This is a genomic window from Nonlabens sp. MIC269, from assembly GCF_001430865.1.
Lineage (GTDB): Bacteria > Bacteroidota > Bacteroidia > Flavobacteriales > Flavobacteriaceae > Nonlabens > Nonlabens tegetincola.
Window position 1 is genome coordinate 198033 of the sequence record NZ_CP011373.1, and the last position, 12800, is coordinate 210832.

Below are 12800 nucleotides of genomic sequence, written 5' to 3' on the forward strand. Positions count from 1 at the left end.
AATTATCGTAAATGCTCGCCACCATCGACTTTTATAACATCTCCATTAATCCAAAAACTTGCAGGATCACACATAAGCTCTACTACTCTCGCAATATCTTGTGGTTGAGTTAATCTATTAAATGGATTGCGTTTTTTAGTTTTCTCGATAATTTGATCAACGCCAGGAATGCGAGACAAGCTTTGAGTTAAGGTTACTCCAGCTTGAATACAAATACTTGTAATTTGATAAGGCGCAAGTTCAACGGCCAGACTGCGAGTGATAGATTCCAATGTAGTCTTGGCGGCACTTACCGCAGCATATCCCGGAAGAACACGACTACTTCCTTCGCTTGTAAAACTTATAATTCGTGCTGGTTTGTCAAATAAGTCCTTTTTCAATAATTGTATTGACCAGGTATATAACGATAAACCCATAGAACTAACTGTTTGCTCAAAATCTTGACTAGTTAAAGAGTCTTGTTCTTTACTAATGGGTTTTAAATTCCCTTTTGCAATACTATGCAAGAGAATATGTAATTTAATGTTTTTAGTTACCAAGGCTTGTGAAATCTCGTCCACCACTATGGAACGCGTTGCATCTTTATTAAATGCAATAAGCTCTATTCCATAGGATTTTAATTGTTCAAAATCGCTATTCACTTTCTCCATCATCATTCTGCTAGCTCTATAGACGATGATTAAATTCATACCTTGTTGGGCTAATTCTAAAGCACTAGCATAGCCTAAACCTGAACTACCTCCTAATATAAGAGCCCATTTATTAAAATATTTTTTTACCATTCTAGTAATACTCTTTGTGCAGTAAAACCGGGACCAAAGCTGAGCATAAGACCCAATTCACCAGCAGTTATTTCCTTATTCATGAATCGCTCCAACACAAATAACACAGTAGCACTACTCATATTACCGTATTGTCGTAAGACTTCCTTGGTATCATCAATATTTTTGCCCAATGGTTCAAATAAATCTTGAACCGTTTGTACTATCTTTTTACCACCAGGATGAAACACCAAATGAGACAAATCATCAATTGTTTTATCATAGCCTTTTAAAAAAGGGTGAATTATCGATTCAAAATGTGAAGCAATTGTTTCAGGAACTATTTTATCCAGCACCATTTGAAGTCCTGTGTTAACTAATTCAAATCCCATCATGTGAGTAGCATCAGGAAAATGATACATGCCATTACCTATTACTTTTGGACCTTTATCATTTTTATGGGAAGACATGAGAACACAAGCACATCCATCTCCGAATATGGCTGCACTCACAATATTTGCCATACTATAATCTTGCAGTTGAAAAGTAGCTGTAGGCGCTTCAACAGCGAGTATGCAAGCACGCTTATTAGGATTTGCCTTTAAAAATTCAGTAGCATAGATCATTGCCGAAACACCAGCCACGCACCCCATTTCTGTGACAGGTAATCGCACAATATTTTGTTTCATATCTAGCTCATTGATTAAATAAGCATCAATAGAAGGGATCATAATTCCAGTACAGCTTACTGTAATTATATAATCTAGATCCTGTGCCTGCCAATTTGCCTTTTCTAAGGCTTTTGTGATGGTTTTCTTAGCAAGAGGAACTACCTCTCTTTTGTATATATCATTACGCTCTTGAAAACTACTTGCTGTAAAAACCTCTGTAGGTTCCATAATGGAATAACGCTTGTCTACTCCAGCACCTTCAAAAATTTTGATAGCCTTACGTTTAAATCTAGAATCTTGCTCAGACAACCAGGTGTCAACAAAGGGTAAAATATCTTTAGTTTCTTTATAGTACTGCGGTGTAGAGGTACTTACAGCATTTATTGTTACGTTCATTCAAGAGAGATTAGCCATACATATCTAAAGGACCATTTCCAATTTAATCTATAAGAGGTACATTTTGCTTCTTGTGCGTATTTCCTGAAATCAGATTTTTTAAAACCTGAAGCTATACTGATTAAACCGTCATGTCTGGAGATATAGTTCTTGATAAAAATAGGGCTTAAATATTTAAAAAAAACAAAAGCTAGATAATGTCTATGTAAATCGTTGATTATAATATGTTGAGCTCCCAATTCCTTTGCTTTATTTAAAAACTCTATGATTTGGGTATCTGTGAAATGATGAAAAGTTAAGGTACTTATGAGTATATCACACTTAATGTCTTGAGCGGTTAAATCAAGGATATCGCTTTCGCGAAAGCGTACTGTATCATAACCTTTACTTAAATTGCGCGCATTATCAATGCTTTGTTCACTTAAATCTATACCCAAAAATTGAATCTCGCTATTATCAAGATGATCGTGTAAATAGCGCAACATACTTCCATTACTACAACCTAAATCAACAATATGGAGATTTTTATTTGTTGATTTATTAATGATGTTTTTAATAGCTTTAAGTGTAAACCTATAACCACCTAGTAAATTATTTACTTTATTAATATCCTCTACCGCTGCCTTTAATGTATCAGGATCGATATCGGGCGCATCCATAAGCTCTGGAAGATCATTACGTAAATCGCGGTTATAACGAATATGTGACAGATTGGCCATGGGTATGTTTTATGATGGTTGGTAGGACCTTTGGAACATGTTTGATAATCTTAAAAGCAAATTTATTAATACTAGGTTGCAGTAGTAATGATTGTAATTTTTTACCAGCGTACAATCTTGAGCCAAACGTTCCTTCCCATTCCCTTGTGTAACCTTGCAACATCTCCTCTTGAGAAAGTTGTTTTTCTAATCTACGCTTTAAAAATTTAGAAGCTATAAAGGCACTATGAATAGCCATTGCCATTCCATTGCCACATAGCGGATGTATTAGACCAGCTGCATCACCTACAGCAAGACAATCATTAACAACAGCAGACTTTTTTTGAAAACTGATTTGAGAAATTGAAAGCGGATTTTCCCATAATGGAGATGCCTTCTCAAAAAATGATTCTAAGTAACTGTTTTTTGACAGCACCTTTCGTTCAAAATCTTGAACATTTTTATATTTAGAGAACTCCTTATTATTTGCCAAATAACACAGATTAACCGTATCATTCTCTACCATCGAAATGCCAGCATATCCTCCATCAAAATGATGTAATCCTACTTCATTTTTATCCATTTCATAATTATAATGTCGTTTGATTGCCAGCCATGGAGTCTTGAACTTGATAAATTCTCGATCTAGACTTTTATCTAATAACGACCTTTTTCCTGTTGCTATAAGAACTTGGTTTGCAGTAAATTCATCTTGTTTGGTAATAACCTTGAATCCTGTCGAGTCTTTTATGACATTAACTACTTTATCCTTTTTGTGACAACCTTTGACAATTACCTTATCATACAGTGCCTTGTCTAGGCAAAATCTAGATACACCAACGGCTCCCAATGGCAAACTAGTCTTTTGAGAAAAGTTAGAATTTAGCGTAAGGTGAAGTTTAGAAATGGAAACATCGGTAAGAGCCTGAATATTTATTCCTAACTGATTAAATAATGGAAGTACTTCATTGCTTAAATATTCACCACATAATTTATGTCTAGGATAAGTATCTGGATCGATTAATAGCACATCATAATCTTTACCTAATAATATAGCAGCAGTAAGACCAGCTAATCCACCACCGGCAATGATTATGTCATAAGAAGATTTCACCTAGTAAAAGTAGGTGCTATAGATATATTAAAAGAAAAAATAAACTTAATTATTTAGGACAGCTACTTTACTTCTTACGTTTTTGAATAAATTTTAAAACGAAGTATAGAACAAGCAGTGAAGCAAAAATGCCAAACATTAGTTGGCTAATCATGCCAAGGCTACCGTCTGTAGGACCAAAAAATGCCAGTAGACCAAAAAGTATAGTCAGGATTAGTAAGGATGGCCGAAACATGTCAGCCTCTTCCATAAATTTCATTTTCATTTCCCCATAATTTGTTAGCTAGTTACTTACAATATTAGGGATAATATTATTCTCAAGCTAATATTCCAGGAGATTTTTTATAACTTCATCTAACTTGTAATTAGCTAGATACTGATTTTCTAACCCTTTTTCAAATGGTATTGGAGTATTTAAACTTCCTACAACTTTCACAGGAGCATCCAGATACTCAAAACAAACATCGGCGATGTGTGCTGCTATGTCTTTCATAACACTTCCTACGGCACTATCTTCTCCTAAAACGATTACTTTTCCTGTACGTTTCACCGAATTTTCAACAGCATTATAATCGATAGGTGCGAGACTACGTAAATCTATGATGTCTATATCAAGATCCAATTCTTTTTTAGCGTCAAGAGCCCAGTGTACACCCAATCCATAGGTAATAATACTTATGTCCTGTCCTTGTGATAAATGTGCAGCTTTTCCAATAGGAAGGTTATAGTAACCATCTGGAACGTCCTGATAAACTGATCTATAAAGCGCCTTATGTTCAAAAAACATCACTGGATTAGGATCTTCTATAGCGCTTATTAGTAACCCTTTGGCATCTATTGGGAAGGCTGGATACAAGATTTTTAAACCTGGAGTAGTAAAGAACCAACTTTCATTGGTTTGCGAGTGAAAAGGTCCTGCTCCTACTCCAGCTCCACAAGGCATGCGTACCACAACATCGGCATTTTGCTGCCATCTGTAATGAGATTTTGCTAGATAATTAACTATCGGATTAAAACCACTACTCACAAAATCGGCAAATTGCATTTCTACAACTGCCTTCATGCCAGCAATGCTCAATCCCATTCCTGCCTCTACTATAGCACTTTCACAAATAGGCGTGTTACGCACTCTACCAGAACCAAATTCTTCTAGAAAACCTTCTGTAATTTTGAAAACTCCACCGTAATCTGCGATATCTTGTCCCATGATTACTAGGTCTTCATATCTTTTCATGCCTTCATACAGACCATCTTTAATGGCATCAACTAGTCTGATATTTTGTGTTGATTTTCCAGGTTCTATCTCTTTGTACACATGTGGTTTATAGACGTCATCAATTTCTTGTAACGTGGATGGTGTTGGGTACGCTTTCGCGAAAGCGGTATCTAAACCTTCATTTATATCAGTTTTAAATTGTTGCTTTATTACCTCTATTTGATCAGTTGTAATTATACCTTGATTTAATAAGAATTCTTCAAAACGAGTAACAGGATCTTGCTCTTCCCAATAAGCCATTAAGTCCTCTGGAACATATTTTGTACCACTAGCCTCTTCATGACCACGACGTCTAAACGTTTTGAATTCTAATAAAATAGGTCTAGGATTTTCTCTAATATCATCAAGAATACGACTTACGGTAGTGTATACTTCTATAATGTTATTTCCATCGATAATGTGGGATTCTATACCATAACCTAGACCACGATCTGCTATATGTTCACAAGCGTATTGTTCTTGAGTAGGTGTGCTTAAACCATACCCGTTATTTTCTACACAAAATAAAACAGGCAATTGCCAAACGCTTGCAACATTAAGTGCCTCATGAAAATCGCCTTCACTTGTTCCTCCTTCACCAGTAAATACAGCGGTGGCTTTTGAAGTATTTTTAAGTTTTTGTGCTAGTGCAATACCATCGGCAACTCCTAGTTGAGGTCCTAAATGAGATATCATTCCTACTATGTGGTATTCTTGTGTGCCAAAGTGAAAGCTGCGATCTCTTCCTTTTGTAAAACCTTCTACCTTACCTTGCCATTGAGCAAATAATTTCCAAAGCGGTATATTCCTATTTGTAAATACACCTAAATTACGATGCATAGGTAAAATATACTCATCCTGCTGCATAGCAAGTGTAATACCACATGAAATCGCTTCTTGACCAATTCCTGAAAACCACTTTGAAATTTTACCTTGTCTGAGCAAAATAAGCATCTTCTCCTCAATCATTCGAGGTAACAACATGCTTTTATATAATTCAATTTGCTTGTAATCAGGTAATTCGTTTTTAAATAAATCGGTTAAAGTCTTTGGGCTGCTTAAAACTCCGTTCATGAGAGAAAGGTTACAATATTTCTTAAATCAAATGTAACGAAATCGATTTCAAAAAGCTTTTGTTTATAGAATAAAATAGGTGTGTTATTTTTGACCTCGATTTATGAAGAAACATCTTCTTTTATATGTAGTAGTCGCACTGTTTATTTTTCCAAAAATTTACGGTCAACAATCTGATTACGGTTTAAATTTAAATGAGCCTTTAGAATTTAAACATGAGTCCTTATTGTTACCTACCTTTTTAATTGCCTCTGGTGCTTTCGGTATAAGAAAGGGTCCTATTAGAGATTTAAGTGTTGAAATAAGAGAGTCTCTTAAACCAGATGGTTCAAAAGTAACAGTGGACGATTACCTACCTGCCGTAGGAATAGCTAGTGCTTATGGTTTGGAATTTGCAGGATACAAAGGTCGATACGATTGGAAAAACAAAACAGGTGTTCTTTTAGTATCTGGATTATTCATGTATTCTAGCGTAAGGATAACTAAAAATAATATAAGCGCTCGCCGACCTAGTGGTAGATCAGTAAGTACATTTCCTTCTGGCCATACGGCGCTCACTTTTATGGGTGCAGAGTTTTTACATCAAGAATACGGTCACCGCAGCATATGGTTTAGTATAGGTGGTTATTCAATAGCCACTCTCACTGGTTTTTTGAGAATTTATAATGACAAACACTGGTTCAATGATGTTCTTGCTGGTGCTGGAATTGGAATTCTTTCAACAAAATTAGGATATTGGTTATATCCTATGATAAAGAATATTATATTTAAGGATAAAAATAAAGTTGAATACTCTAGCCAGTCAAAGAAAAGCTATACTATTCAATTTGCTCCGATTGTAACAAATAATGAGGTACAATTGGGAGCATATATACAATTTTAATAATTTAAGACATGACAAATATTCCTAGTGTAGATCTAGCTGATTTTTTAAGCGATGATCCCGTAAGAAAAAAGAAGTTTATCACAGAAATAGGAAATGCTTATGAGGAAATAGGTTTTGTTTCCTTAAAAAATCATTTTTTAGATGATGAACTTACAGAGAAGTTATATAATGAGGTGGAGAAGTTTTTTAAACTTCCTACGGATGTAAAAAAAGGATATGAACGTGAGGACTTAGGTGGTCAACGCGGTTATGTTTCTTTTGGAAAAGAACATGCTAAAGGAAAGAAAGAAGGAGATTTAAAAGAGTTCTGGCACTTTGGACAAGAACCTGCTGCCGATGCCAATTTAACGGAAGAATATCCTGACAACGTTCAGGTCAAAGAACTACCTCATTTTAATGAAGTTGGAATGCAGGCGTACAGAATGCTAGAAAAAACCGGTATCTATGTATTACGTGCACTTGCCTTGTATATTGGTAAACAAGAAAACTACTTTGACCACTGGGCTAGTAATGGGAATTCAATTTTAAGACCTATACATTATCCACCAATTACCGAAGAGCCAGATAACGCAGTGCGTGCTGGTGCACACGGCGACATTAATTTAATAACCTTACTTATGGGTGCTAGTGCACCGGGTTTGCAAGTAAAACATAAAGACGGTCGTTGGATAGATGCGATCGCAGGTGAGGATGAACTTGTTATCAATGTAGGTGATATGTTGGAAAGACATACTAACAACAAATTACGATCTACTATACATAGAGTAGTTAATCCTCCAAGAGAGTTATGGCATACTAGCCGCTATAGCATACCATTCTTTATGCATCCTAGAAGTGAAATGCCTTTAGATTGTCTTGAAGAATGTATCGATGATAATAATCCAAAACAGTATGATGATATTACTGCTGGTGAATTTCTACATCAAAGATTAGTTGAAATTGGATTGATTAAAAAATAATTCAAAAAAATAGCCGCTTTAAAAGCGGCTATTTTTTTTTGAATATAAACTTGATTACAACTTCTTAGCGTTTTTTACCTTCTGTTTAGTAATAGCTAACTCAAGTACTTGACTCATATCAGATACATAATGGAAAGTCAATCCCTTTAAGTACTCTTCCTTTATTTCTTCAATATCCCTGCGATTTTGCTCGCAAAGTAAGATCTCTTTAATCTTAGCACGTTTAGCCGCTAGAATTTTCTCTTTAATTCCACCGACAGGTAGCACTTTTCCTCTCAAAGTAATTTCACCTGTCATAGCAATGCTTTTCTTCACTTTTCGCTGCGTAAATAAAGACACTAGAGAGGTTAACATCGTAATACCAGCACTAGGACCATCTTTTGGTGTTGCACCTTCTGGTACGTGAATGTGAACATTATACTTCTCAAATACCTCTGGATTAATTCCTAATTGATCGGCATTTGATTTAATATATTCCATGGCAATAGTGGCGCTTTCTTTCATAACCTTTCCTAGGTTACCTGTGATCGATAGTTGTCCTTTACCCTTACTTAATATAGATTCAATGAATAAAATATCGCCACCTACTCTTGTCCATGCTAGTCCAGTTACTACACCAGCAACGTCATTATTTTCATACTTATCTCGTAGAAGTTTTGGTGAACCCAAAACCTCTATAATAGTATCGTTTGAAACCTTGATGTCGTAATCGTCTTCCATGGCAATACTTTTTGCAGCATAGCGTACCATTTTTGCAATTTGCTTATCAAGAGTACGTACTCCACTTTCACGAGTATAGCCTTCAACGATTTTTTCAATCTGCGGTTTACCTAATTTTAAATGCTCCTTATTAAGTCCGTGCTCTTTAAGTTGTTTAGGAAGTAAATGTTGTTTTCCTATTTCTACTTTTTCTTCAATGGTATAACCAGTAACATTGATTATTTCCATCCTATCACGTAAAGCTGGTTGAATAGTATTTAAACTATTACAAGTAGCTATAAACATCACCTTACTCAGGTCATAACCCATTTCCAGGAAGTTATCGTAGAACTCACTGTTTTGTTCTGGATCTAATACCTCGAGCATAGCACTTGATGGATCACCATTATGACTGCTACTTAACTTATCAATTTCATCAAGAACAAAAACTGGGTTTGAGGTTTTGGCCTTTTTGATACTTTGAATAATTCTACCAGGCATGGCACCAATATAGGTTTTTCTATGACCTCTAATTTCCGCTTCATCACGCAAACCACCCAGAGACATTCTTACGTATTCACGGCCTAAAGCTTCTGCTATAGATTTACCGAGTGAAGTTTTACCAACACCTGGAGGACCGTATAAACATAAAATTGGAGATTTCATGTCGTTACGCAATTTAAGTACTGCTAGATATTCTATGATACGTTTTTTAACGTCATCTAGACCATAATGATCACGATCTAAAATTTTCATCGCTCTCTTTAGGTCAAAATTATCTTTACTAAATTCATTCCATGGTAACTCAAGGAAAAGGTCTAGATAGTTGCGTTGAATAGAGTATTCTGCAACTTGAGGATTCATACGTTGCATTTTGGCCAACTCCTTATCAAAGTGCTCTTTTACCTTATCATCCCATTTCTTCTTCTTAGCACGCTGGCGCATATCATCAATTTCTTGATGTGAGCTCACTCCACCACCCAATTCTTCTTGAATGGTCTTCATTTGTTGATGAAGAAAATATTCTCGCTGTTGTTTATTTATATCACTTTGAACCTTAGATTGAATATCATTTTTAAGTTCCAGTTTTTGAAGCTCAATATTCATATATCTTAAAGTTTCAAGAGCTCGTTCCTTAAGATCATCCATCTCTAGCAACTGCTGCTTCTCTCCTACCTTAAGATTCATATTAGAAGACACGAAATTCACTAAAAACGAATCAGACTCGATATTTTTAATAGCAAAAGTCGCCTCTGATGGAATATTAGGACTTCCCTTAATTATCTCTAGTGAGGATTCTTTAATCTTGTCAATAATTGCTTCAAATTCCTTATCTCCTTTTTCTGGTCTAGTATCACCGGTAGGTCTGGTACTAGCTTCCATATAAGGCTCGGTTTTAACGAGAGTATCTATCTCAAAGCGTTTTTTACCTTGAATAATGACCGTTGTATTACCATCAGGCATTTTGAACACCTTAAGGATACGGGCTACAACACCTGTTTTGTGTAAATCTTCAAAAGTAGGGTCTTCAATTTCCTCATCTTTTTGAGCTACAACACCTATAGGATTGTTGTTACGGTTTGCATCTTGTAATAACTGAATAGATTTGTCACGACCAGCGGTAATTGGAATGACAACCCCAGGAAATAATACCATATTACGCAACGGTAAAATTGGTAATACTTCTGGAATAGATTCTCTATCCATCTCCTCTTCATCTTCCTGGCTCAATAACGGGATAAATTCCGCATCTTGATCAAATTCTTGCAGTGACAAGTTGTCTATATTGAATTTTTTAGGTTTAAACATAATAACATTTAGGTAGACAACCTGTCATAGGGCTGCCTGTACGTTTAATTTAAATATTTTTTTCTCCGCTTTCGCGAAAGCGTAATCCCAAACCACAACTAACTGTAAAACAACTATATTGACCTTAACTATCAAGTATAACCTTACATCGAAAGAAGGGAAAAGGGTCCTTTTTCTGATATAATTTTCAAATTTCTTGCCACTTACTGTAACACACTTAAAAAAGTAGCATCTTTATAACGTAACACTGACCAAGTGACTTTAACAGAAACAGAAATATCCATTTATGACTTGTGCGAGCAAGGCGATCGTAGAGCACAAATGAAGTTGTACGACCAGTATGCTAACGGTATGTATCATGTTGCACTGCGCATTGTACAACAAACTGATCTAGCGCAAGATATTATGCAAGAAAGTATGATATCAGCTTTTAGAAAAATGAATCAATGGAATAGAGAAAGTACCTATGGTAGCTGGTTAAAAAGGATTGTAATTAATAACAGTTTGTCTCACCTGCGCAAAGCAGGAAAAATGCCAACTGTAGATTATGAAGAAGTATCATATGAAATGGAACAACAACCAGATGATACAGGGATTGATATGGAACAAGCCGGAATGACCGCTAGGAAAGTACTAGAAATAATGAGTAAACTAAAAGAAAATTATAGACAAGTACTTACTCTAAGCTTGATTGAAGGAATGGATAATGAAGAGATATGTGAGATTCTGGGTCTTTCAAATGGACAATGTAGAACGATGATATCTCGTGCAAAACAAAGTTTAAGAAACAAAATTGAGGAATATGAAGGATGATATGAAGAGCTGGTTTCAACAGCAAGATTTTGACACCACACCATTGCCTAATGGTCATAGAGAAGCTTTTTTTGAAAAATTAGAAAAGTTATGTGATGAGGAAACAAAGGTAATTCCATTACCTATAGATAAGGATGGTGATAAGGATAACACCTTTTCTTTATCAAAAATTCTAAAATGGAGTGCTGCTGCTACTCTTGCAGTTTTACTTGGAATAGCTGGTTTGAAAATGACGTCTACCGATACAACTGTAACAGAAGTGTCGCCAGAGATTGCGCAAACTCAAACGTTTTTCTCTAGTACGATTAAAAATGAACTAGAACAACTTAATACGTTACGTACTGCAGAAAATGCGGTAATTATTGAAGAGGCGCTAGCTGCTATTGAAAAGCTAGAACTACAGTATGAAGATATCAAGCAGGATTATAGAATAAATAAGGATAGTAAAGTTGTCATCGCAGCGATGATAGAAAACTTTCAAAATAGAATACAAGTACTTGAAATAGCTCGTGAGCAAATTAAACAACTCGAAGAACTCAAACTAGAAAAAGAAAATGAAAACATTATTTAATATAGTATTCTTACTTATGGTACCAGTAGTAGCTTTAGCTGGTACTGATAAAGGTAAGTACACCAAGACAAAAACCCTTAATAAGTCATTCCCGGTTAAAAAAACATGTATGCTCCAGGTAGAGAACAGTTTTGGAAATGTTTCAATGACAACATGGGATAAAGCGCAAATAGACATCAAAGTTGTAGTTGAAGTAAGTGGTGACGACGAAGATGATGTTGTAGAGAAATTAAGAGAGATCAATGTAGATTTTGATACAAGTAGCTCTAGAGTAATCGCAAGGACCGATGCCGATTTTAGTAATCGAAATCAAAGTTCGAGCATTTGGAATGCCTTGTTTAGTAGTAATAGCAACAGAGTGACAAATATGAAAATTGATTATATCATAAAATTACCCAAAACCGCAGATATTGACATCGCAAATGACTACGGCAACGTTGAAATTGATGACTTGTTTGGACATGCAAAAATTCAATGTGATTTTGGGAGAATTGATATAGGAAACCTTCATCATGAGGACAACTTACTCAAATTTGATTATTCTAAAAACTGTCACTTTGATTATATCAAGTCAGCTACTATAAGAGCAGATTTCAGCGGATTTGAACTTGAAAAGGCGTACAAAATTGAATTTAGTGGTGATTACACTACTGGAAAGTTTGGTGAGGTGGATCAATTGAATTTTCGTAATGACTTTACAACTGTTCAAATAGAATCTGTAAGAATGGTCACAGGTCGCGGTGATTATTCTACCGTAAAAATTGATAATGTGTCAGAGTATGTCAATTTGAATACAGAATTTGGAAGTGCAAGAATTAGAGAATTAGGGAGAAATTTTAAAGAAGCAATCCTAAGAGCAGAATATACCAAAGTGGATGTAGGTGTAAATAAAGATGCATCATTCACCTTTGATATCGATACCGAGTTTGCTGGGATCAATCTCTCCAATGATATCATAACAACCAAATCTAATAAAAATATGACCGAAAAATCAAAAGCAGGACATTACGGTAGCTCTAGCGCTAGCAGTACCATCAATATCAACAGTAGTTTTGGTGGAGTATCACTTAAAATCAATTAATTAAACCCAAAAA

The 12800-nt window shown here is 35.3% G+C and carries 11 protein-coding genes; 5 read left to right on the forward strand and 6 right to left on the reverse strand.

All coding sequences use genetic code 11. The annotated features are described in order from the left end of the window. Positions 1-2: 2 nt before the first annotated feature. The 5 genes from AAT17_RS01000 to AAT17_RS01025 all read right to left on the reverse strand — a co-directional run bounded on the left by AAT17_RS01000 (position 3) and on the right by AAT17_RS01025 (position 5879). Entirely contained in the window at positions 3-782 is a 780-nt protein-coding gene (locus AAT17_RS01000) for an SDR family oxidoreductase (RefSeq protein WP_060522517.1), read from the reverse strand. Next, positions 776-1828 (reverse strand): type III polyketide synthase, encoded by a 1053-nt coding sequence (locus AAT17_RS01005; RefSeq protein ID WP_060522518.1) that lies wholly within the window; start codon positions 1826-1828, stop codon positions 776-778. Before AAT17_RS01005 ends, AAT17_RS01000 begins: the two co-directional genes overlap by 7 nt. After that, complete coding sequence (locus AAT17_RS01010; protein ID WP_060522519.1) at positions 1825-2547, reverse strand: methyltransferase domain-containing protein; 723 nt, start codon at positions 2545-2547, stop codon at positions 1825-1827. The genes AAT17_RS01005 and AAT17_RS01010 overlap by 4 nt, the downstream gene beginning before the upstream one ends. After that, entirely contained in the window at positions 2519-3640 is a 1122-nt protein-coding gene (locus AAT17_RS01015) for an NAD(P)/FAD-dependent oxidoreductase (RefSeq protein ID WP_060522520.1), read from the reverse strand. The genes AAT17_RS01010 and AAT17_RS01015 overlap by 29 nt, the downstream gene beginning before the upstream one ends. Positions 3641-3962: 322 nt before the next feature. Beyond that, the gene (locus AAT17_RS01025) at positions 3963-5879 is read right to left on the reverse strand and encodes a thiamine pyrophosphate-dependent enzyme (protein WP_253279805.1); all 1917 of its coding nucleotides are present in this window, start codon (positions 5877-5879) and stop codon (positions 3963-3965) included. 193 nt (positions 5880-6072) lie between these two features. On the opposite strand from AAT17_RS01025, the gene AAT17_RS01030 reads away from it, so the two are divergent. Together AAT17_RS01030 and AAT17_RS01035 are read left to right on the forward strand one after the other, a co-directional pair. Continuing rightward, positions 6073-6852, forward strand: a complete 780-nt coding sequence (locus tag AAT17_RS01030; protein ID WP_060522523.1) for a phosphatase PAP2 family protein — start codon at positions 6073-6075, stop codon at positions 6850-6852. A gap of 11 nt (positions 6853-6863) precedes the next feature. Continuing rightward, the gene (locus AAT17_RS01035; protein WP_060522524.1) at positions 6864-7814 is read left to right on the forward strand and encodes an isopenicillin N synthase family oxygenase; all 951 of its coding nucleotides are present in this window, start codon (positions 6864-6866) and stop codon (positions 7812-7814) included. 54 nt (positions 7815-7868) lie between these two features. Here AAT17_RS01035 and lon read toward each other — a convergent pair whose 3' ends face one another. Next, a complete protein-coding gene (gene lon, locus AAT17_RS01040) occupies positions 7869-10322 on the reverse strand; it encodes an endopeptidase La (protein WP_060522525.1) in 2454 nt (817 codons plus the stop codon). A 255-nt stretch (positions 10323-10577) separates the two neighbouring features. On the opposite strand from lon, the gene AAT17_RS01045 reads away from it, so the two are divergent. Genes AAT17_RS01045 through AAT17_RS01055 form a run of 3 tightly spaced genes read left to right on the forward strand, consistent with a single transcriptional unit; the run spans position 10578 to position 12787 of the window. Further along, positions 10578-11135: an RNA polymerase sigma factor gene (locus tag AAT17_RS01045; protein WP_253279778.1), complete on the forward strand. Its 558-nt coding sequence runs from the start codon at positions 10578-10580 to the stop codon at positions 11133-11135. Continuing rightward, positions 11125-11706, forward strand: coding sequence for a hypothetical protein (locus AAT17_RS01050; protein WP_060522526.1), 582 nt, complete (start codon positions 11125-11127; stop codon positions 11704-11706). Before AAT17_RS01045 ends, AAT17_RS01050 begins: the two co-directional genes overlap by 11 nt. Continuing rightward, a complete protein-coding gene (locus tag AAT17_RS01055; protein ID WP_060522527.1) occupies positions 11690-12787 on the forward strand; it encodes a hypothetical protein in 1098 nt (365 codons plus the stop codon). The genes AAT17_RS01050 and AAT17_RS01055 overlap by 17 nt, the downstream gene beginning before the upstream one ends. Positions 12788-12800 lie beyond the last annotated feature (13 nt).

Coding starts and splice junctions, on each gene's coding strand:
- AAT17_RS01005 (WP_060522518.1), bottom strand. CDS start 1,828: ATGAACGTAACAATAAATGCTGTAAGTACCTCTACACCGCAGTACTAT.
- AAT17_RS01030 (WP_060522523.1), top strand. CDS start 6,073: ATGAAGAAACATCTTCTTTTATATGTAGTAGTCGCACTGTTTATTTTT.
- AAT17_RS01055 (WP_060522527.1), top strand. CDS start 11,690: ATGAAAACATTATTTAATATAGTATTCTTACTTATGGTACCAGTAGTA.
- AAT17_RS01000 (WP_060522517.1), bottom strand. CDS start 782: ATGGTAAAAAAATATTTTAATAAATGGGCTCTTATATTAGGAGGTAGT.
- AAT17_RS01025 (WP_253279805.1), bottom strand. CDS start 5,879: ATGTTGTTACCTCGAATGATTGAGGAGAAGATGCTTATTTTGCTCAGA.
- AAT17_RS01010 (WP_060522519.1), bottom strand. CDS start 2,547: ATGGCCAATCTGTCACATATTCGTTATAACCGCGATTTACGTAATGAT.
- lon (WP_060522525.1), bottom strand. CDS start 10,322: ATGTTTAAACCTAAAAAATTCAATATAGACAACTTGTCACTGCAAGAA.
- AAT17_RS01035 (WP_060522524.1), top strand. CDS start 6,864: ATGACAAATATTCCTAGTGTAGATCTAGCTGATTTTTTAAGCGATGAT.
- AAT17_RS01050 (WP_060522526.1), top strand. CDS start 11,125: ATGAAGGATGATATGAAGAGCTGGTTTCAACAGCAAGATTTTGACACC.